The 20131-nt window shown below is 38.4% G+C and carries 18 protein-coding genes; all 18 read right to left on the bottom strand.

What is annotated here, in order from left to right; translation table 11 throughout:
- Positions 1-22: 22 nt before the first annotated feature.
- The 18 genes from UCH001_RS04245 to UCH001_RS04160 all read right to left on the bottom strand — a co-directional run bounded on the left by UCH001_RS04245 (position 23) and on the right by UCH001_RS04160 (position 20129).
- Positions 23-1222 (bottom strand): OprD family outer membrane porin, encoded by a 1200-nt coding sequence (locus UCH001_RS04245; protein ID WP_067174696.1) that lies wholly within the window; start codon positions 1220-1222, stop codon positions 23-25.
- Positions 1223-1510: 288 nt separating this feature from the next.
- On the bottom strand, positions 1511-3097 hold the full coding sequence (locus UCH001_RS04240) for a methyl-accepting chemotaxis protein (RefSeq protein WP_067174693.1): 1587 nt from the start codon (positions 3095-3097) through the stop codon (positions 1511-1513).
- A 45-nt stretch (positions 3098-3142) separates the two neighbouring features.
- Positions 3143-3997, bottom strand: coding sequence for a c-type cytochrome (locus tag UCH001_RS04235; RefSeq protein WP_067174691.1), 855 nt, complete (start codon positions 3995-3997; stop codon positions 3143-3145).
- Positions 3994-5244, bottom strand: coding sequence for a cytochrome bc complex cytochrome b subunit (locus UCH001_RS04230; protein WP_067174689.1), 1251 nt, complete (start codon positions 5242-5244; stop codon positions 3994-3996). Before UCH001_RS04230 ends, UCH001_RS04235 begins: the two co-directional genes overlap by 4 nt.
- Before the next feature lie 9 nt (positions 5245-5253).
- Positions 5254-5751 carry a ubiquinol-cytochrome c reductase iron-sulfur subunit gene (petA, locus tag UCH001_RS04225; RefSeq protein WP_067174686.1) on the bottom strand — a complete coding sequence of 166 codons (498 nt, stop codon included), beginning with the start codon at positions 5749-5751 and terminating at the stop codon, positions 5254-5256.
- Positions 5752-5765: 14 nt separating this feature from the next.
- Positions 5766-6059 (bottom strand): c-type cytochrome, encoded by a 294-nt coding sequence (locus tag UCH001_RS04220; RefSeq protein WP_067174684.1) that lies wholly within the window; start codon positions 6057-6059, stop codon positions 5766-5768.
- Positions 6060-6213: 154 nt separating this feature from the next.
- The gene (locus UCH001_RS04215) at positions 6214-8751 is read right to left on the bottom strand and encodes a molybdopterin guanine dinucleotide-containing S/N-oxide reductase (RefSeq protein WP_305809507.1); all 2538 of its coding nucleotides are present in this window, start codon (positions 8749-8751) and stop codon (positions 6214-6216) included.
- A 19-nt stretch (positions 8752-8770) separates the two neighbouring features.
- The gene (locus tag UCH001_RS04210; RefSeq protein WP_067174678.1) at positions 8771-9343 is read right to left on the bottom strand and encodes a cytochrome C; all 573 of its coding nucleotides are present in this window, start codon (positions 9341-9343) and stop codon (positions 8771-8773) included.
- A 113-nt stretch (positions 9344-9456) separates the two neighbouring features.
- Positions 9457-11112 carry a sensor histidine kinase gene (locus tag UCH001_RS04205; protein ID WP_067174675.1) on the bottom strand — a complete coding sequence of 552 codons (1656 nt, stop codon included), beginning with the start codon at positions 11110-11112 and terminating at the stop codon, positions 9457-9459.
- Positions 11105-12742, bottom strand: coding sequence for an ABC transporter substrate-binding protein (locus UCH001_RS04200; RefSeq protein WP_067174673.1), 1638 nt, complete (start codon positions 12740-12742; stop codon positions 11105-11107). Before UCH001_RS04200 ends, UCH001_RS04205 begins: the two co-directional genes overlap by 8 nt.
- On the bottom strand, positions 12735-13409 hold the full coding sequence (locus tag UCH001_RS04195) for a response regulator transcription factor (protein ID WP_067174672.1): 675 nt from the start codon (positions 13407-13409) through the stop codon (positions 12735-12737). Before UCH001_RS04195 ends, UCH001_RS04200 begins: the two co-directional genes overlap by 8 nt.
- 199 nt (positions 13410-13608) lie before the next feature.
- Positions 13609-14727: an OprD family outer membrane porin gene (locus UCH001_RS04190; protein WP_067174669.1), complete on the bottom strand. Its 1119-nt coding sequence runs from the start codon at positions 14725-14727 to the stop codon at positions 13609-13611.
- Positions 14721-14909, bottom strand: coding sequence for a hypothetical protein (locus UCH001_RS04185; RefSeq protein WP_067174666.1), 189 nt, complete (start codon positions 14907-14909; stop codon positions 14721-14723). The genes UCH001_RS04190 and UCH001_RS04185 overlap by 7 nt, the downstream gene beginning before the upstream one ends.
- 126 nt (positions 14910-15035) lie before the next feature.
- Positions 15036-16700 carry a sensor histidine kinase gene (locus tag UCH001_RS04180; RefSeq protein ID WP_231963965.1) on the bottom strand — a complete coding sequence of 555 codons (1665 nt, stop codon included), beginning with the start codon at positions 16698-16700 and terminating at the stop codon, positions 15036-15038.
- Positions 16693-18348, bottom strand: a complete 1656-nt coding sequence (locus tag UCH001_RS04175; RefSeq protein WP_082705660.1) for an ABC transporter substrate-binding protein — start codon at positions 18346-18348, stop codon at positions 16693-16695. Before UCH001_RS04175 ends, UCH001_RS04180 begins: the two co-directional genes overlap by 8 nt.
- Before the next feature lies 1 nt (position 18349).
- Positions 18350-19042 (bottom strand): response regulator transcription factor, encoded by a 693-nt coding sequence (locus UCH001_RS04170; protein WP_067174662.1) that lies wholly within the window; start codon positions 19040-19042, stop codon positions 18350-18352.
- Positions 19043-19123: 81 nt separating this feature from the next.
- The gene (locus UCH001_RS04165) at positions 19124-19486 is read right to left on the bottom strand and encodes a hypothetical protein (RefSeq protein ID WP_067174659.1); all 363 of its coding nucleotides are present in this window, start codon (positions 19484-19486) and stop codon (positions 19124-19126) included.
- 4 nt (positions 19487-19490) lie between these two features.
- Positions 19491-20129, bottom strand: coding sequence for a 4Fe-4S dicluster domain-containing protein (locus tag UCH001_RS04160; RefSeq protein ID WP_067174656.1), 639 nt, complete (start codon positions 20127-20129; stop codon positions 19491-19493).
- Between the last annotated feature and the right edge of the window lie 2 nt (positions 20130-20131).

Raw genomic sequence — 20131 nt, 5'->3', positions numbered from 1 at the left:
CATGTCAAAGAGCTTCACGCTTTTAGAACTTATAACTTGCGCTAAATCTAAATTCGTCTTTATCTTTAGTCCCTGCTTTATCACGATTTTCTTTATCGTACATCACTAGGAAATTAAGCCCTTTAAGTGCCCCAGAGAAGGCATAGTTGCCAGTAAGAGATACATAAGAAGCCTTGCCATAAGAGAGGTCATCATCATCTGTTACGGTATACGCAACATTGAGCGTTGTGCTCGGTGTAAATGCGTAACCAAGACCTATTGCATAAGCATCTGTATTGGCAGGATAACTGCTAGAGAGAATAATCGTTCCTGTATAAGCAAGGTCTGCACCCCAACCAATACCCGGAGTAACTGTTGCATCCTTACTGACAGTGCTGTACGCAACATATCCGCTAAGAGCGCCATAACCTACACTGGCTTTTAAGCCTAAGAGATCAGAGCTTTTACTTCCTGTGATATCTTTGTCGTTATAATAGTATTGTGCAGCAAGACCATAATTTAGGGCATTGACACTAAAGGCATACGCCGCTTCAGCATACGCCATAGCACCTTTAGTATTGATGTCTTCTGCATACGCTGCTGTGAGCGTCAAGCCTGTAATGGACTTGTTAACCGCGACTAAGGTATACGCACCGTCTTCTAAGAGTGGTGATGTGCCATAGGGATTATTGTATCTTGTGAACTCGCCAATGTGTCCAGCACCATCCGTCTGTGCTTGAAATTTTTGTACATATGCTGCGGTAAGTGTGGTGTTTGGAATGTCTGTATTGACAATGCTAGCACCCTCAAACGATTCTTTGACGATACGATTGCCTAAAGATGCAATGAGCGGTGTGTTGAGGAACATACGTCCAACTTGAACGGTCGTTTTACCAGCATTGTACGCCAAATACGCTTCAGAGAGTTGTGCTCCTGAACCGTACTCATCCCAGCCAAATTGTGTTTTGGCATTTGCGCTTGCAAAAGGTGCACTGTTGGATTGCCCTGTTAATCCAAGACTAAAACCATACAAAGAACCTGTTACATAGTTTAGTGTAACACCCGTATTAAAAATAGAATCACTTGGAATGGCTGGATTTCTGTCACGATCCCAATAAAATGCCTTTAATTCCCCACTGACTTTGCCCTCTTTAAATGCATTCGCAAGTGTATCTGCACCAAAAGAACAGGTACTTAGCCCTGCGACACAAAGCACTGCTAAACTAAGATTTGCCAATTTCATACGTTTCTCCTTCGTAGTAAAACACTTTGTATCAAAATGTTTTGACGTTAATTTATGCCTATAAATGATGTGCGAGTCATAGAACCAAACACATCACGACAGATGCATAAACCCATCTGTCTTATTCTTGTATGTACCGTTAATTAAACAATTAGTTTGAAGCTTCAAGAAAATTTTAAATAAAAAAAAGAGCAAAATAATCGAAGAATAAAAGAGTTTTATGACGAAAAAAAAAGAAGAAATATACGTAAGAAAAAGAGGTGTTTAACACCTCTTTGAAAAGAACAATTACGCGTCGTTTTGTGAATGGAAAGCTTGAAGTGTTGTTTGAAGTTCGTTGCTTTTTTGTGCTTGTTCATAAGCAATGGTTTGAAATTTTAATGAAGTTACTTTCGTCTCTTCTGCCACACTGACCATCGTTTGTGCTACATCAACCAATGCTTCAATGTGATGTAAAGATTGGCTACTTTTTATCATCGTTGCTTCTGCATTATTGGCTGCTAAAGAGAGTTTTTCATCGGATTTACGGGCTTCATCGATCAGTGTTTGCGAATGCGATGAAATGACGACTGCATTTTCAGAACTTTTTGCGATTTCTGTACTCACTTCTGATATTCCAGAGCTAATCGCATGAACCACAACACTAATCTCTTCAAGGCTTTTTTGAGTTTTCTCAGCCAATTTTCGTACTTCATCAGCAACCACAGCAAAACCTCGTCCATGTTCACCTGCACGTGCTGCTTCGATGGCAGCATTGAGGGAGAGAAGATTTGTTTGAGATGCAATCTCTTCAATCGCTTCGAGCACGCTTTTAATCTGCTCTGCATGAGCAGTGAGTTGTGATGTTTTCATGGCAAGCTCTTTTTCATGCTGGCTGTCATTTTGTATACTTTTCACAGAACTCTCAAGCTCTAAAAAAAGTTTCCCTAAAAAGTCTCGTGCTTCTTTTAAATTTTTAGAACTCATTTGAGAGAGAGTATAAGACTCATTGGTTTCAGTGCGGATTGCTATAATGGAATGATGCACTTGTGCGATCGCTTCTATCTGCGATGAAAGCTTTTCAACTAACAATGCTGCGATACAGGTAAGTTCTTCTGATGATGTTAAATTAGAAGATGAGCTTTGCTTCACAACATTCAGTGTTGTCTGTATCTTTGATAAAAATTCATTAATGAGTGAAGAAACAACGCCTAATTCATCATAATGTTTGATTTCAAGGCGTTTCGTTAAGTCACAATCACCTTTGGCAACATTAAAAACCATAAATCGTAATTTTTCAATCACATCAAAAATTTCTTTTTTAAAAAAAAGCGAAAAACTGACTAAAACTAAGACTAAAACACCCACCATAAAAAAGACGACTCTACGCTTTGCAGATGCGATGTTATCATACGATTCTTGTGCGGAGATGATGAGCTCACTTACCCCTAAGACATCTCCTTTTTGTACATTGGTATGACACGCAAGACAGCTCTCTTCTGCTTTGAGAGAAAATGCTATACGAACGCTTTTTCCTCTCTCTTCAAAAAATTCTTTTTGCGCCTGAAACAAAGGTGCTAAATCAGAAGGGGTTGAGTCATTTTGTTTAGAAAACAGTGCTTTGACAGAATCGCTCGGATAAACATGTAATTGTTCTACGCCTTGAATGGTTGAAGCGTTTTGTATAGCTGTGTTAATCGTTTGAGGATCACCCGAATTCATACTTTCTTTAATAGTCTGAAAAATAGAAGACGACAACATTGTAAGAGAGTGTTGAAATTGGTTTTTGACCAATTTTTCATAATCATTTGATATCAAAAAAAATAAAAGGCTAAAAGCTCCAAAAGTTGCAACAAAAAGAGTGAAAATTGCTTTTGCTTTGATTGTTTTTAACATCAATGTCCTTTAGCTTATAAATATTCTCAACATAAAAGAGGAGGCTTACGCCACCTCTTTCCAAATTCGAACTTTCCATGCATACGCTATTAGGGTAAAAATAGCCATAAATCCAATGAGCTTCAGACCGAGATCTTCTCGCTCTGCTTTTTTGCGATCACCCACATGTTCCATGTACGCAATCACTTGCTCTTGAGATGCCGCAGTTAGCCCTACGCGAGGCATTGCAATGCCTTCAACCATCTTTAGCGGTTCATTGATGAATGTTGTGAGATATTCCGCTTTTTTGGAGCGAATCATCATCGATAGATCAGGTGCTTCAGCGCCCAGATAGTTTTTCATAAATGTGCTTGATGTCTGTGCTTTAAAACTATCGTATTTCATACTATGACATCTTCCACACGCCTCTTCAAAGACCATTTTATCGGTAGGTTTTGTTGCGACAACATTTTTAAGATACGCCACAATATCCGCAATCTCTTGCTCACTTAAATAACTGTAACTTGGCATCGCATAAGGTTTTGCATCACCAAATTTATGTGAAAGTTTAGTCGCACTGACAGGATCTTTTAAAAAGCCTGCAAGGTAGTTTTTATCGTAAATGGCTCCTGCATGGCTAAGATCAGGTGGGACAACGCCGTACGCACCAGCCGCATCATCATTACTCATTGGTGCCTCAAAGCCTAAACTTTTAATGCTATGGCATGCTATACAGTTAGCTTCAACGAGCGTTTTGCCATTATCGATATTGCCATTGAGTGCGATGGAAGGCATCTCTTTAAAGCTAAAATCAGCAGGCGCAACATGCGGGTGCATTTGTGAATGTGCATAAGGCTCAACACCCCAATAGGTAACTGCGGTAAAGAAAATCACAATGGCTAAAATCTTAATCTCTCTCATTGTGCATCTCCTTTCGCTTCTTTTTTAGTGATAAATGGTAAGGCGATAAAGAGCCCTAAAAAGAGGATAGCTGCAAAGAAGCCTACCCATGCATTGACACCTGTTGGAGGCAGTTTGCCATAGACGGTTAGAACGATCATATCCGCTACCAAGATCCAGAACCAGTACTTAAATAAAGGACGTTTATGTGCAGGTGCTGTATTCATCGGATTGCGATCTAAAAATGGCAAGACGAAAAAGACCATGTTAGCGATAACAAATGCAATTAAGCCAATATCCATCGCTGCGATACCTGCGATATCAAAGAAAAAGCCTCGAAGGACTTCATAGTTCCACAAGAAATACCACTCAGGATAGATATGTGCTGGCGTTTTCATCGAGTTTGCGGGTTCAAAGTTGATCGGATCCATCGCAAAGTCAAAATGATAACAGCAAAGGAAGAAGAAAAATGTCATAAAGAACCCTACCACAAAGAAATCTTTGGAGAGGAACACTGGCCAAAAAGGCACTACTTTAGACTCTTTTTTACGTCCATCTAGGTATTTTTCTGCTTCTTTTTCAAAGTCGAGCTCTTCAGAGTATTCGTTGTTCACATGCGGAAAACGAAGCGAGTAGAAATGCACGGCAATCACCAAAATAATCACCAATGGTAAAAGCACCACGTGAAGCATGAAGAAACGAGTGAGGGTAGCATCGGCTACGACATAATCACCACGGATCCAAATCACCACAGCATCACCAATGACAGGTATACCACTAAAAAGATTGGTAATGACCTGTGCTGCCCAGTAACTCATCTGTCCCCAAGGGAGCATATAGCCACTAAACGCTTCTGCAGAAAAGGCAATAAAAAGCACCATACCCGTTATCCAGATCATCTCTCTGCCTTTTTTATAGGAACCATAGTAAATGCCTGTAAAAAGATGAATATAGATAATCAAAAACGTAGCAGATGCTGCAACTCCGTGCATATGACGCCACAACCAGCCATACTCGACTTCTTGCATAATGGTGTAGTTGACACTATCAAACGCTAAATTAATGTCGGGTTTATAGTACATCAATAACAAAAGTCCCGTGACCAATAACACACCAAAGAGCACTACTAAAACAACACCCATTGCCCAAAGAAAATTGATGTTTTTAGGAATCCAGTATTCAGTCATCATCACACGCATAAATGCTTTGACGGCTAAGCGTTGGTCAAGCCAATCTATAAAGCCTTCGCTTTTTCTAATTTCTGCCATGCCCTACTCCTACGCTTTTTTCATCATTTTTTTATACTCTTCGCCTTCTTCACCAAGCACTAAAGACTCGCCTGAAACTTTAAAGGGAGGAATATCAAGAGGCCTAGGTGGTGGTCCAAAGGTATTGATACCACTGGCATCGAATTCTCCACCATGACACGCACATTTGAATTGTTTGGTTGCAGGAGCCCATGAAGGGATGCACCCAAGGTGTGTACAAAGACCAATAACCACAACAAAGCTTTTTTCACCAATGGTGATATCACGTGCTGGATTCTTTGGCATATCTACACTTTTACGAAGAATAAATACAGGTTTACCTCGCCATTGGATGGTACGTACTTCTGCTTCATTCATCGAAGAGACATCTACAGTAACAAATCCAGCAGATTGAACACTTGGAAGTGGATCCCAACTCTTTTTCATAGCACCAAGAGCATAGACACCACCCACTGCAGTGATGCCTCCTAGTGCCATTCCTATAAAATCTCGTCTAGTTTGAGCCATTGTTTTTAGCTCACTTATTTTTTTACGATAAAAGAGGCAATCTCTTCAATTTGCGCATCGCTAAGAGCAGTTACTTGAGCTTTCATAAGTGCTTTTTGGTCTTTACCGTATGAGCCATCTTTATAGCCTTTCATTGCAGTGATAAAATCTGCTTTGCTCATATCTTTGATAATCATACTTTTACCTAATGCCGCTTTTTCCCCTTCTGCACCATGACACGCTACACACTTGGTATAAAGTGGTGTTGCTTGTGCACTTACTGCGCCTACGATAATAGCCATTGCTATTGTTCTTACGATTGGTTTCATTTTTACTCTCCTTAAAAAAATATGTGTTAATCATATTAAAAAAAAATAGGAAAAAAATGTTAAAACAAATGACATTTAAAAATTATTGTATATGAAAAGGTATTATGGAAGGGAGAAGAAGCTCTTTCCCAAATATCAGGAAAGAGCTAGAGACTTAAGCGCCTTTTGGAGCCGTAAATGCGGTGAGTGGTTTTTTAGAACCTTTGAATTTTTCGATATTAACAAGTGCTGTATGTGAAATATTGCCGTTTGCCAATTTTGAAGTTGGGATATCGAGTGTTAAAAGGTTTGGACTACCATTTTTACAAATACTTCCTGAAACGCCTGGTTTTTCAGGATCATACCAAACACCTTCATAGATATTGACAACACCTTCCATAATGTCATTAGTGACCACGGCACCTGCAAGAATCTCACCACGTTTGTTAAAGACACGTACTACATCACCCGATTTAATACCCTTTTTTGCCGCATCTTTGGTATTGATATAAATTGGCTCATGTCCAGCTACTGCGTATGAATCACGTAGGCTTGTTTGATTTTGTTGAGAATGCAAACGATCATGAGGATGGGCACTGATCATATGAAACTCTGCCGGTTTATTTTTCATTCCAAGCCACTCAGCTGGTTCAAACCAACTTGGATATGCTCTACAATCATCGTAGTTCATCTTGGCAATCGTTTCAGAATAAATTTCAATCAAACCAGAAGGGGTACCTAGTGGTTGTAAAATTGGATCTTCTATAAAATCTTTGAATTTAATAAATTCTTCACTTTCCATAGTTGAACTAAATGTAACTGGCTTATTCGTAGCCCAAAATTCTTTAAATGGTTTCATGTCGGTAATGAGTTGTGGTGTTTTTAGAATTGTATTGTAAGCAGTATTGTAGTACTCTTCGATCCAATCCATCTCTTTTTTACCATTATCTGTATAAGCATTGAAGAGCTCTTTACCAGCATATGCAAGGCATAAGTCACAAAAAATTTGATAATCATCACGCGCTTCATTCTGTTTTGCAACCACTTGTTTCATAGGGGCAATTCCATGTTTAGAGTAATCACCAATCATAGCGATATCATTTCTCTCGTATTGTGAGGTCGTAGGAAAAACGATATCAGCCATTTTTGCTGTTGGAGTCCAGTAGATGGAGTTCACAACAACCGTACGTGGCTTTTTCCATGCTTTTACAAGAGTATTGGTGTCTTGGTGATGTGAAAATGGATTACCACCGACCCAATAAATAAAGTCAATATCTGGGTAAGTAATGTTTTTACCATTGTGTTGTATAGTTTTTCCTGGATTTAAAAGTGCATCTGAAATTCTTGCAACAGGGAATGAAGATGCTGAAACTTTTTGTTTCCAACTTTCACCAGTATTGTTTTCACCTGCGTCTGCTGCTTTTGTACCAACAAATTTTCCATCTTTATCGAAAAAACCCAAACTTGCAGCATTCATACCACCAATTGCAGCACCTTTACGTGTTGGAACACCTGCTCCACTATAATGATGACCTAGTGAAAAACCGCCACCAGGTTGGCCGATTTGTCCAATCATCGATGCCAAAGTAACAAGTGCCCAGTGTGGTTGTTCGCCGTGATGCGCTCTTTGCATACCCCATCCACTCATGATGAACGTACGTTTATCGAAGAAGAGTTCAGCGAGCTCTTTAATGATTTTTTCACTAATTTTACAAATTTTGCTTGCCCATGCAACATTTTTTTCAATGCCGTCTTCTTTGCCCAAAAGATAGCTTTTAAACTTATCAAAGCCAAAGGTGTACGTGTCAAGGAACTCTTTGTTGACTTTGTTGTTGCTATAGAGGTGATGCGCCATACCAAGCATCATCGCAACGTCCGTATTTGGAAGTGGAGATATCCATGTCGCTTGATCAAAATAACGTGCAGTTTCAGAACGTCTTGGATCAATAATGATAATTTTTTTACCGCTTTGTTTGAGTTTTTCTAGGTATGCAAACGCTTGTCCATCATCAATCTGCCATGAAATTTTAAGCGTAGAAATAGGATTTGCACCCCAAATAACAACGACATCAGAGTGTTGTAAAACAACTGGCCAGCTGGTTTGCTGCTCATAAACTCCAATGCTTCCAAGCACATGTGGCATAATTACTTGACTTGCACCTGTTGAATAATCCCCTAATGTTCCTGTAAATCCACCACTAAGATTCATAAAACGATGCAGTAAAATTCTTGAGTTATGAACATTACCAACACTTTTCCATCCATAAGCACCTGCAAAAATACTTTCAGATCCTTTTTGCTGACGTGTTTTTTTAAGCTCTCTCGCAACCAGTTTAATGGCATCTTCGTAACTCACACGCACAAACTCTTCACTACCTCTAAGGGCTGATTTTGGATTGTCTGGGTTTTCAAGATAGCTTTTTCTTACCATTGGGTATTTAACACGTGATTTATAAACCATATCAGCAGTATTAACTTGCAGTGAGTTTGGAATGGTACTCGTAGTATACGCAGGTTTTGAATCAACAATTTTGCCATCTTTTAGAGTAATTTTAAGTACACCCCAGTGAGCACCTGTCATCACTTCACCATTTTTGATTAAGTCTGAAGACATCTCTTGTGCAAAAAGTGTATAAGTTCCTGTTAAATGCGAAAGAACAGGAACTGCCGCTAGTGAAGCGCCGATCTTTAAAAAATTTCTTCTACTGATTATTTGTTCCATACGAAGCTCCTTATTTTTTCATATCGCTAGCATTTTTTTGTAGATACTCAATGACTAACCAAACATCCTCTTTTTGGATTGGCGTTCTATCAAGCATTGCACGAAATGTTGAAGGCCATTGGTTGGCAGTAAAGTGATCTACAGTATTAAGGGTATGGCAAATAGAGCAATTGTCTGAATAGAGCTTACTTGCTCTTTCCATCATTGGTTCCATTTTATTTTCAAAATCACCTTTTGTCGTGTACGCTTCTACACTAACGCTGTTCCATTTTCCATTTTCGCCCTTAACATCCACTTTAATATCAGGTGTTGCTGTTTTAGCAAACGCTAAGGAAAAGATACGCGCTTTATCTGTAAAATAGATAACATTTGGCGCTGTTGGATTTTGATACCCTTTAAGTTTAAATTTAACTCTCTCGCCTTCTTCTACAAGAACTTCAATCGCATTGGTTGGAAGCAACTTTCCAATCACTTTTGTTGAAGTTGCATCTGAATAGACAGGTTTGTCTTTCACCGAATACAATACATCGCCAGCAAACAATGCGCTTGATGCAAGTAAGACACTGATGGTTTTCTTTAGCATAAAACTACCTCCGTAATATAAGATTATTCCAAGGAACTAGTAAGAAGTATAAAGAAGAAAAACGGTGAATTGATGGGGTAAAAATGGCAAAAAAATGTAAAAATAAAGAAAAATTAACGAATTTTGATAGTAAACAAGGCTCCTTTTGATGTGTTTTCAACGCTGACATAACCTTGCATATTGTTTTCTATAATAGATTTTGTCATATACAGGCCAATACCTGTGCCCTGTTTAGCGTGTTTGGTCGTAAAGTAAGGCTCAAAAATACGCTCTATATTCTCTGAAATAATTCCACCACCGTTATCCTCAATACGAATGATGGTAAATTTTTTTCCCATTTTTATGTTCAATGTAATGCACGGATTTTCACATTTTCGTTCCACTAAAATGTCTTTTGCATTAGAGAGAATATTTAAAATAGCATGAGAAAATTCATTAGGGTAGCCTAAAACAAAACTATCTTTACTGGTAGTTGTATAGACAAGTGTAATATTATGAAATTTTAATGAAGAACTGATAATAGAAACAGCATTGTTACACGCCTCAATGACACTAAAATGCTCTTGCTCTTTGGAGGGTTTAAAGAAATTTTGAAAGTCGCATATGGTGTTGGACATATGGTCTGTCACATCGTAACAGAGTTTAAGATTTGAGATGAGTACCTCTTGGGTAAGGGTATGATAACGGCTAATAGCCTCAATCTCCATCAAAATAGCATTGATTTCACTGATGGGTTGTCGCCATTGGTGTGCGATATTGCCGAGCATATTACCAATGGCTGCTAGTTTTGATTGTTGGACGAGTAGCTTTTCTTGATCACTACGTCTAGTTATCTCCTCTTGAATTTTTCGCTCCAGATTATCGATCATGGCGTTCATCACGTCTTTTAGGGCATTGAGCTCTGGATAATCAGCACTACTGTGCAAGCGTTGTCCAAATTTTCCTTCTTTGAGATTGTTCACGGTCTCTGTGGCTTCTTGGATAAGTAGTCTGTCTTGGTGGAGTGCTTCTTGAATCTCAGCAACACGCTGATTGATCGCTTCCGCCATTTTACCAAGCTCATCGTTGTGTTCAATGTGAATAAACAGCTCTTCATCGTAGGGTTTTTGATGGCGCAAGTAGATAAAAAACGATTTAAGTCCTTGTTGGACTTTTTCGATGGAGCTTACAATTTGTTTCACAATAATTGAGTCGAAAAGAAAACTGATTAATCCTATAAGTACAAATCCAGCAATTAAATAGTAATGACTTTGTAAAACAGTATTTTCAGCATTATTAAATGTTTTTTGGGACAATTCAAGACGTTCTTCTTGTAAGTTTTTAAGTTGAAATATAAGCTGATAAAATGCTTCTCTCTCATCTGAAACGGCATTCATAAATGAGCCTTCATCGAATCCTTCTAGTGCGTATTGACGGGTAGTTTGCAGAGAACGCTCATACGCTAGCCACTTTTTTTGAAGGACTTCAGGGACATTTTGAAAACGACTCTTTATCTCTTCAATGAGGGGAAAAAGACGCTCATCCGCGCCTTTTTTATATTCATCGTTGGGTGACATTACTAAAGTTAAAATAGTTTCTCGAATCACAAAAAGAGGCTCAATATAGTCACTTTGAATATTTTGAACTTTTTTAAAGTCAGTAAAAACATTTTGAAGATTATCAAACCCTTTTTGGTTGATGTTGAGAGACAAAAGAGCCAACGAGAGGAATGAGATAAGTCCAATGATACCTAAAATAAGAAATTTTGCACGGATACTAAAGTTATTCATTTGGGTGTAGCCTTTTAGGTAGTTGATAATCTAAACGCTCTTTGGGAAGAGATTTGTTACCTCGTATAGACCAGTGATAAGGGGTAATTTTCGCTTCCCATAGGCGCATAATTGCTACAGATGAAGGAATAAAATCTACTTCCTTATTCATCCCAATGACAGTATTTGGAGAAGGAATGCTCAACATGTAAGATTGATTATAAAGATGCTTTAAAATAGCTTCAACTAATGGAATAAATTTATTATCTGTTTTATCCAGTGTAAATAATGTTCTAATATACTCATCTAAGGTATTATCTTCATCAATAGAGGACCATTGATTCTGCGTATAAAATGTAAACATTGTTGCCCAAGGGTGTCCATACCAATCCTCATTACCCCATATTAAAAAATCCCAATCAAAATGATTTTCTCGATTAGTCAATAATTTTTTGAAAACATATTTTTCATCACTGGTAATATCATAAAGGAGTGTAACCCCATATGCTTTCAACTGATATTCGATACCTTTGCAAATGGGTAAAAATCTATCCTGCGTAATAATTTTCAATGTTAGCCCATTTAAAATAGCTTTCAATTCTTCCTGGCTAAATGAATGAGGAGGATGAAGTGTATACTCTTTGGAAAGTGCATAAGCAGAAGGCATATTTGAAGAAATAGGGAAAGGAGAGATAACACCTTCACCTTTATACGCAAATTTGACAAGTTTTTCTTGATCTAGAGCTTGATTAAGGGCTTGACGAATACGGATATCATGCAAAGGGGTATGTGGGTTCATCAAATTCATATGAAAACTAAGCGTCGTCGTCGAAGGAATTGTAACTAATTTTGCATATTTAGAATTTACAATTTCCGTTTTTTTATTCAATGGGATAAAGGCAATATCCATCTTCCCTTCTTCATTGGCCAGTTCTTCAATAACGTGTTCAACAGGTTTTCGTGTGTAAATTGTAAGGTTTTGGATGTAGGGTTTTTCTTCTTCATAATAATATGGATTAGCTTTTAATTCAACTGTATCACTCTGCGTAAGCCCAGTAGCATAACCAGATACGAGTATATAAGGTCCAGCACCATAAGGCCCTGTAATCGCTGTATTTTCCGCAGTAATGCTTTTGGACCATTTATGATGCTTATAATACTCTGTCGTATAAAGATTGATCCTTGCTAAATCATGAAAAAGCATTCCGTAAGGCTCATTAAGTTGAATACGTATATGATAATTATCAATTTTTTTAACAGATTTTAATTTGTGATGAATATCGGTGTAGGTAAAGGCACCTTGTAAAAAGTGATTAAAATTATTCACAACAGCGTCTGCATCAAGAGGTGTACCATCTTGAAATTTTACATCATGACGTAACCAAAAATCATAGGTGATATCATCTATTTTTTTGTGTCTATATGCTATGTAATACTCCCATCCTTGAGGGGAATCACTTAGTCTCACTAAAGTGCCATTAATTAATCTCATAATATACGCATAGGGTAAAGATGGAATGTAAACATTAAGATGTGATGAATTATTTTTTTCTGTAAGGCTTATTTCAGAAGCTTTATCTACGGCATACTCAGATACAGCAAAAAGCTGAATACTAATACAAAGTAAAAATAGAGTTAAAATTCTATTCAATTTTATATCCAATCCCCGATAAATTGCTAATAATATCTATTGGTAGTTTAGCCCGAAGGTTACGGACTAGAGAGCGAATTGCATCATCTGTCATGACTGCATTTACCCAAACATGCTGCTGAAACTCATCATAGGTAACAATACGGTGCATATTTTGAAAGAGAAGCTCTAAAAAAGCAATCTCTTTTCTTGTCAATACAATCTGTTGATTTTCATAACTCAGCATCTTTTGATTCCAATCGTAACTATAACCTTTTGGAAGATCTTGACTATCTTTTAGTTTTGTTAATTTGGCATTACATAGTTGAAGAATATGCAACATTTTTTCAAAACGAATAGGCTTAACAATATAATGCTCAATATGAGCATTAATCAAAGGTAAAAGATATTCATTATTCGTATGCGCAGTTAACACAACAACACATGTATCAAGACCATTGTTGCGTATGGTCTTAATAAAATCTACTCCGTTCATGACAGGCATTTCAAGGTCTGTGATAATGATATCAGGAGAGAAATGCTTAAGAATTTCAAGCGCTTCTTTGCCATTGCTTGCTTCTTGAACATCTTGAACAATATAACGTAAAGAGTTTGTTATGTGCTTACGTATACGATCTTCATCTTCAACAAAAAGGATGCTCAGGTGTTTTAATGGATTATGGGACATAATGAGAAACCTCTTTTTGATCTTTGATTAAATGGATTATAATCATTGCACTATAAAAATTAAACAACAATGTTACATTATCTAAAAAATGTCATTTTTGTGTATAAATCATTTATTTTATGAAAATATGACACAAAATAATGGAGAAAAAATGGCAAAAAGAATGGGGTAGCAGCCTTTGCTACTACCCACGAAAACTCTAGAATTTATAATTTGCTCTAAAGCGGTATTCATCTGATTTTACATTTGTATTAACGCCAGCTGCATTAAGTTTGTCATTATCATCTTTTTCATACTGTAGTGAAAGAGTAAGACCTTTAAGTGGGCCAGAAAGAGCATAGGTGATATCAAATGCAATATTATCCCAGTCACCACTGGTTTGTGCAACACCTGATGTATAACCTTGATCGTCGTGTGCATACAATACATATGATGTTAAACCAACTAACCCAAGTTTCGCAAAGTCATAAGAGACTTTACCTTCATATGAAGTAGTATTTCGTGCATAAGATTGTACAGCTGTTAAGATTGTTCCAGTATAGGTTGAATCTGGACCATTACCAATACCAGCAATTAAATCATCACTTTTATCTGATTTACTTGCTGCAAAACTAATTCCAAAACCAGCAAGTTCATAAATACCAATACGTCCACCAAGATAGCTACCTTCTAGAAGTTTATCATCTAAGGCTGAATCCGTACTAGATGCGCGATACATTGCATCAAAGCCCAATTTAAAACCATTCATTGGGAGTACATAATTTGCTTCTGCATGATAGAGATTAACATTGCCAAGATGTGCAACATCCTCTGCTCCTGCATATTGAGCGGTAAGAGTCAGGTTATTAATAGATTTATTGGTAACCATCATTGTATAAGCATCATCAATATATGCTTTTGTAATAGCTCCACCTTTGCCAACTGAGAGTGCAAATGTTTTTGTAAAATCACCTACAGAGCCAACATCTGTTGCAGCTGCAAACGTACTTGTTCTTGCTTCAAATTTATTGACATAACCAGCAACCAAAGTTGTAGCAGGAATATCTGTATTGATAATAGTTGCACCTTCGAATGACTCTTTAATCATACGTGAACCACTACCAGCAAGCAAAGGAGTTGTGATAAATTGGCGTCCTATTTTAATATCTGTTTTACCAATTGCATAGCCTAAGTATGCTTCTGAGAGAATAGCTCCTGAACCATACATATCATTTTGATATAGCGCTTTTTCATTTGCACTCGCAAATGGAGAATAATTGGATTGAGCCGTGACGCCTAATCTAAATCCATACAAAGGATCCGTGATATAGTTTAGCATAACACCTGTATTAAAATACTTTCATTCGCGGTTGTACCGTTATCGCGATCGAAATACCATGCTCTTAATTCACTTGTAACTGTGCCTTTTTTAAAAGCATCTGCCAAGTTGTCTGCAGCAAAGGCATTTGATGCCAATCCTGCAACAACAATTGCCACCAAGCTAAGTTTAGCTAACTTCATATTTACTCCTTATCTTTAAGTAATTTTAAAAATGCAAGCTAGTATAAAAAGTTTAAATGTAGAAAAAATGAGTAAATAGTGGTGTAAAAAAGGTATATAAAATACAATAAACTCATCAGTGATAAGCTAATGATGTTTGATTTTAATTGTAAAGAGCGCTCCTTCTTCGGTATTTTTAACCGTAACGATACCATTCATGTTATTTTCTATAATCATCTTCGTCATATAAAGTCCAATGCCTGTGCCTTGTTTAGCGTGTTTGGTTGTGAAGTAAGGCTCAAATATACGCTCGATATATTCTTCTGCGATTCCCCCGCCATTGTCCTCAATCTTAATGAGCGTGTATTTTTCACCTTTTTTGACACTCATGCGAATAAAAGGATTTTCGATATTGCGATCTGTTAAGACATCTTTGGCATTGGAGAGAATGTTAAGAAGCGCTTGAGCGAACTCATTAGGGTAGCCTAGCACTTTGATCTCATCTGCTGGATTAAATGAAAACTCAATAGAGTGGTAACGAAGTGAGGCTTGAATGATGGAACTTGCTCGCTCACACGCATTGTTGATCTCAAAAATCTCTTTATCTTTGGAAGGTTTGAAAAAGTTTTGAAAGTCGCTGATGGTGTTGGACATATAGGCAGTGATGCGGTTACACTCCTCGATCTTCTCCGTTAAAAATGCTTCATTAAAGTCATCAAAATGCTGTCTGACTTGAATGATCATTAAAAGTGCATTGATTTCACCTAACGGTTGTCTCCATTGATGGGCGATATTGCCGATCATATTGCCCATAGCAGCAAGCTTACTTTGTTGAATGAGAAGCTGTTCTTGTCGTGTCCGCTCATCGATCTCTTGCTGAATGCGAAGTTCTAAGTTATCGAGCATTTCATTCATCACTGCTTTAAGAAGATTGAGCTGGTCAGAGTTTCCAGATGCGACAAGCCTTCGATCAAGGTTGCCTAATTTTAGGTCTTCCACAACATTGGTCGCATCTTCGATGAGTTTGCTGTCTTGCTCTAAATTGGCTTGAATGATCTCAATGTTTTTATTGATCTGCTTTGCCATATCGCCCAGTTCGTCTTTATTGGCAAGGGGGATGTGAATGCGTGTCGCTTCTTCTGTTGAAGGCGATTTTAAGTAGTCGAAAAATTCTCTAAGTCCACGTCTTACAAGTAAAATAGAATCTACGATATTTTTTGCGATAAAAAAGCCGACCAAGAAGGTTAACAGAACGATGATGATGAGCCACGTCGCAATAAAATAACGCGAATTGACCGCTTCTTTATTGGCTTTAGCATACGTTTCAGATGAATGCGTGAGTTCGTTTTGCTGTAACACTTCAAGTGAGTCCATGAGTGCGTAAAACTGGTCGCGTTCAACCGTATTGGCATTGATAAAAGCCCCCTCTTCAAAGTCATCTTTGAGGTAGGCTTGATTGGCTAAGATAAGCGCTACATAATTTTTCCATTGGTAATACACGGTCGCAGGAAGCTTGCTAAAAGGTCCTTCCATTTGAGCATGCATCTCATTTATTTTTTTGAGGATGTCCTTACGTAGGTCTTCATTGGGCGCCATAATAAGCGAAAGTGATTGTTCTCGAAGCTTAAAGAGTGGCAAAATGTAAGTTTGTTGAATGGTTTGTACCCGCTTTGAGCCTTCAAAAACGTTGTTGACATTAACCACACCTTTGTTGGTAATGTCAAACGCTAAAAAAGAGAGCGTGACAATCGCACAAATGCCCAAAGACGCCATCAAAAAAAATTTATACCGCATGGAAAGATACTTAATCATAATCAAACCTTAATGGAAGCATCGGTGCTTCACGCTCTTTGGGATAACTTGCATTGTTCCTAATCGACCAATGGTATTTGGTCAGCTTTGCCTTCCATAAGGGCATCATCAAAACCGATGAAGGCTCATAACGCACCTCTTTATTGACCGCTAGAACAATGTTAGGAGAAGGCACAAACAGCATATATGCCTTTTCATAGGCTCTTTTAACGATTTTTGAAACCACCTCATCAAATGCTTCACTTTGAAATTCAACATCAAAGAAACGCTCAATGTACTCTTGCATCACATCGTCTTTATCGATTGCCGACCATTTATCGGAGATGCGATACGCAAAAAACGCTGTCCAAGGGTTGTTACTACTCCAGTCATCATTGCCCCATGTTAAGATGTCCCATGTTTTAGGCGATGCTCTGTTGGTTAATAGTTGCTCGTAAATCTCTTTTTCATTGGGTGTGGTCGTATAGCGAAGGGTTACGCCGTATTTTTTCAACTGATGCTCAATGCCTCGCCATAAAAACATAAAGCGGTCCATCGTAATGACATCCAGTTCCAAGCCATTCAAAATCTTTTTAAGCTCTTTTTCTTCTTCAGGATTTTGACGAGCACGCTCACCCCATGTTTGAAGATGCTCGGTTGCCCGTTTAACAGAGCGATAGTTCACAGAAGCTTCTGTGGGTGCGAGTTCACCCTCTTTTTTATACACAAAGTTGAGGAGATTGGCTTGGTTGAGTGCTTTATTGAGCGCTATGCGAATGTTTTGGTCTTTGAGTTTACTGTTAGGCTTTAAAAGATTAAAGTAAATCGAGATACTGTGTGTTGAAGGCTTGGTATAGAGTCTTGCATACGTTGAGAGTACGGTTTCAACTTTTTTATTGAAAGGGATGGGCGTTATATCTAAGCTCTCCTCTTCTAAAGCCATACTCACCGATTGTTTTGACGTTAACTCTGTATAGATGGTAATGTTTTCAATGTACGGCAAGCCTACCTCATAGTAGTTAGGATTGGCTATAAGCTCTAAAATAGGCGTTTGAAACCGCCCTGTCGCATAGCCTTGTTTAAGGATATAAGGTCCTAGCCCATAAGGACCTGGGGCTTGCATACTGTTACATGTAGAGCCCTCTTTCGTACTCCAACCATAACGTTTGAGGTAAGCAGATGTATAAAGATTGATAGAGGTAAGGTCACTAAAAAGAAGCCCATACGGCTTATGCAGATGAATACGAATGGTATGTTCATCGACTTTGGTGACGCTTTTGAGTCGTTTATGAATGTCCGAATACACCACAGGATCTTTCATAAAATAGTCAAAATTCTCTACCACCGAATCCGCATTAAAGGGTGTTCCATCTTGGAATAGGACTCCTTTACGCAAGGAGAACTCATAGGTGAGATCATCTATTTTTGTATAGGATGTTGCCATCATATACTCCCAACCTTGACGGTTTCCACTTGAGCGCACCAGTGTACCATTCACCAGTTTAGAGACATACAAATAGGGCATAGTGGGTAAAAAAACTTTGATGTGAGAGCCAGAAACACGTTCGTTAATGAGCATAGATGCGGTGTCGTCACTGCGGTAATAAAAGGGATTCTTCCACTCCCCTGCATACCCAAAGTTCATCAAAACCAGCAGTAACCAAAACACTCTAGCACATCTCAAATCGATACCCCACTCCCGATAAATTGGTAATAAAATCTTTCGGCAACTTCTTGCGCAAGTTGCGGACCAATGAGCGCAGTGCGCTGTCTGTCATCACGTCATCTTGCCATACGTTGGCTTGGAGTTCATCATAGGTAACAATGCGTTGTTTATTATGAAGCAGTAACTCTAAAAATCCCGACTCTTTTTTGTTGAGATGAATGGTCTCACCCTCATAGGTTAAATGTTTATAGTCAACATCGTACATATAACCACAGGGAAGTTCATAGACAATGGTATGCGTTTGAGAAATGCGCTTTAAACAGCGAGAGAGTGCTTCGAGCAAGCCATTGAGTGTTACTGGCTTGATGATGTACTGTTCTAAATGCAAGTCAACGACTTTAAGCAGATACTCTCTATCGGTATGTGCGGAAATGATAACCAGCGGTGTCATTTCATCGGTCTTACGAATCTCTCTTACAAGATCCACACCGTTCATAACAGGCATTAAAATATCGGTAATTACAATGTCAGGATGTTCACTTTTGTAGAGCTCTAGTGCAATTTTTCCATTCTCTGCTTCGATGACCTCTTTAGCATAGTAACGAAGCGATGCTGCTATGTTATCTCTTATACCCTCTTCATCTTCAGCATAGAGAATTTTGAGCGTTTTCAATCGTTCTAAAAACAGTTTATCCACGTTTGATGCTCCTTATCATTTCAACTTTCTTGCGGTAAAACGAATCTTTGTATTTGCAAGACTTGCAACCAAAATACCGCCTCAGCTCCCTTTATACATCAGATTCACGCGAACTGACATCTCATAAACTCCCTCATCCAAAGGCTTTATGCTTGTTTTCGGGTACCAACCCTGCACTTCTGGCTCACCTTTAGGTGATTTGAGGGTATCCACAAAAACGCTTACCATATACCCAGAGGGAAGTTCAGGCTTTTCGAGCTGTATTATAACGAAGTTTTCTTCGCCAACCACGTAGTTTTTAGGCTCTATGAGCGTAACATTTTGATGCGACAATGCCTCAAAATGTGGGTCTCCAAAACTACAGGTATTCGGGGGAGGATTCCCCCAAGCGTAAGAAAACACAACACTGTAAGCCAACACTAACGTAAGAAGTGTTGCTCTCATGGCGTTATCCTTTTGGAAGTCTATAGACCTCTTTTGGCATCGTTGGATGAATAAAGCGCGTACTAGGCTTTGTCTCCGCATTAATCGCGTAGTCTATACCAATAGGCGCAGCATTGGCGTACTCTTTGTATTTTGGATCATGCAAGTCTATAATGGCAATGGCGCCAACTGGGCAAGACTGCACACACGCTGTTGTTTTACCATCGGCTTGTCTCTCCCAACACATACTACACTTCTCGGCTTGATTCATCTTCTCATTAAACTTTGAAGCACCAAATGGACACGCTTTTACACAACCACCACACCCGATACAAATCGTTTGGTCATGTTTACAAATGCCCGTTTCAGGGTCTTTCGTATGCGCTCCAACAGGACATACTGCCACACACGCTGGATTTTCGCAGTGGTTACATGCCAATGAAAAATAAAAACGCTCCATAGGCATTTGCGCTTTGGGCGCTTTTTGGTACGAGACTAAGGTTGGCAGAATATTATTGTTATCGTGATGATACTCTTCCGCACCTATTTCACGCACTTTACGCCACAAAATTCCTTTATCTTGATGGTACTGATTTTTACAGGCCATTGCACATGTATTACATCCTAGGCAAAGACTGCCATCGACTAAAAAAGCTTTTTGCATCA

Origin of the sequence: Sulfurospirillum sp. UCH001, from assembly GCF_001548035.1 — a bacterium.
Classification (GTDB): domain Bacteria; phylum Campylobacterota; class Campylobacteria; order Campylobacterales; family Sulfurospirillaceae; genus Sulfurospirillum.
Note: the sequence above shows the minus strand (reverse complement) of the source record. Positions and strands in the feature narration are given on the sequence as shown.

Bases quoted from the DNA above. Each gene is read 5' to 3' on its own strand.
- UCH001_RS04245 (WP_067174696.1), bottom strand. From the start codon at position 1,222: ATGAAATTGGCAAATCTTAGTTTAGCAGTGCTTTGTGTCGCAGGGCTA.
- UCH001_RS04240 (WP_067174693.1), bottom strand. From the start codon at position 3,097: ATGTTAAAAACAATCAAAGCAAAAGCAATTTTCACTCTTTTTGTTGCA.
- UCH001_RS04235 (WP_067174691.1), bottom strand. From the start codon at position 3,997: ATGAGAGAGATTAAGATTTTAGCCATTGTGATTTTCTTTACCGCAGTT.
- UCH001_RS04230 (WP_067174689.1), bottom strand. From the start codon at position 5,244: ATGGCAGAAATTAGAAAAAGCGAAGGCTTTATAGATTGGCTTGACCAA.
- petA (WP_067174686.1), bottom strand. From the start codon at position 5,751: ATGGCTCAAACTAGACGAGATTTTATAGGAATGGCACTAGGAGGCATC.
- UCH001_RS04220 (WP_067174684.1), bottom strand. From the start codon at position 6,059: ATGAAACCAATCGTAAGAACAATAGCAATGGCTATTATCGTAGGCGCA.
- UCH001_RS04210 (WP_067174678.1), bottom strand. From the start codon at position 9,343: ATGCTAAAGAAAACCATCAGTGTCTTACTTGCATCAAGCGCATTGTTT.
- UCH001_RS04205 (WP_067174675.1), bottom strand. From the start codon at position 11,112: ATGAATAACTTTAGTATCCGTGCAAAATTTCTTATTTTAGGTATCATT.
- UCH001_RS04195 (WP_067174672.1), bottom strand. From the start codon at position 13,409: ATGTCCCATAATCCATTAAAACACCTGAGCATCCTTTTTGTTGAAGAT.
- UCH001_RS04190 (WP_067174669.1), bottom strand. From the start codon at position 14,727: ATGCTAAACTATATCACGGATCCTTTGTATGGATTTAGATTAGGCGTC.
- UCH001_RS04185 (WP_067174666.1), bottom strand. From the start codon at position 14,909: ATGAAGTTAGCTAAACTTAGCTTGGTGGCAATTGTTGTTGCAGGATTG.
- UCH001_RS04180 (WP_231963965.1), bottom strand. From the start codon at position 16,700: ATGATTAAGTATCTTTCCATGCGGTATAAATTTTTTTTGATGGCGTCT.
- UCH001_RS04165 (WP_067174659.1), bottom strand. From the start codon at position 19,486: ATGAGAGCAACACTTCTTACGTTAGTGTTGGCTTACAGTGTTGTGTTT.
- UCH001_RS04160 (WP_067174656.1), bottom strand. From the start codon at position 20,129: ATGCAAAAAGCTTTTTTAGTCGATGGCAGTCTTTGCCTAGGATGTAAT.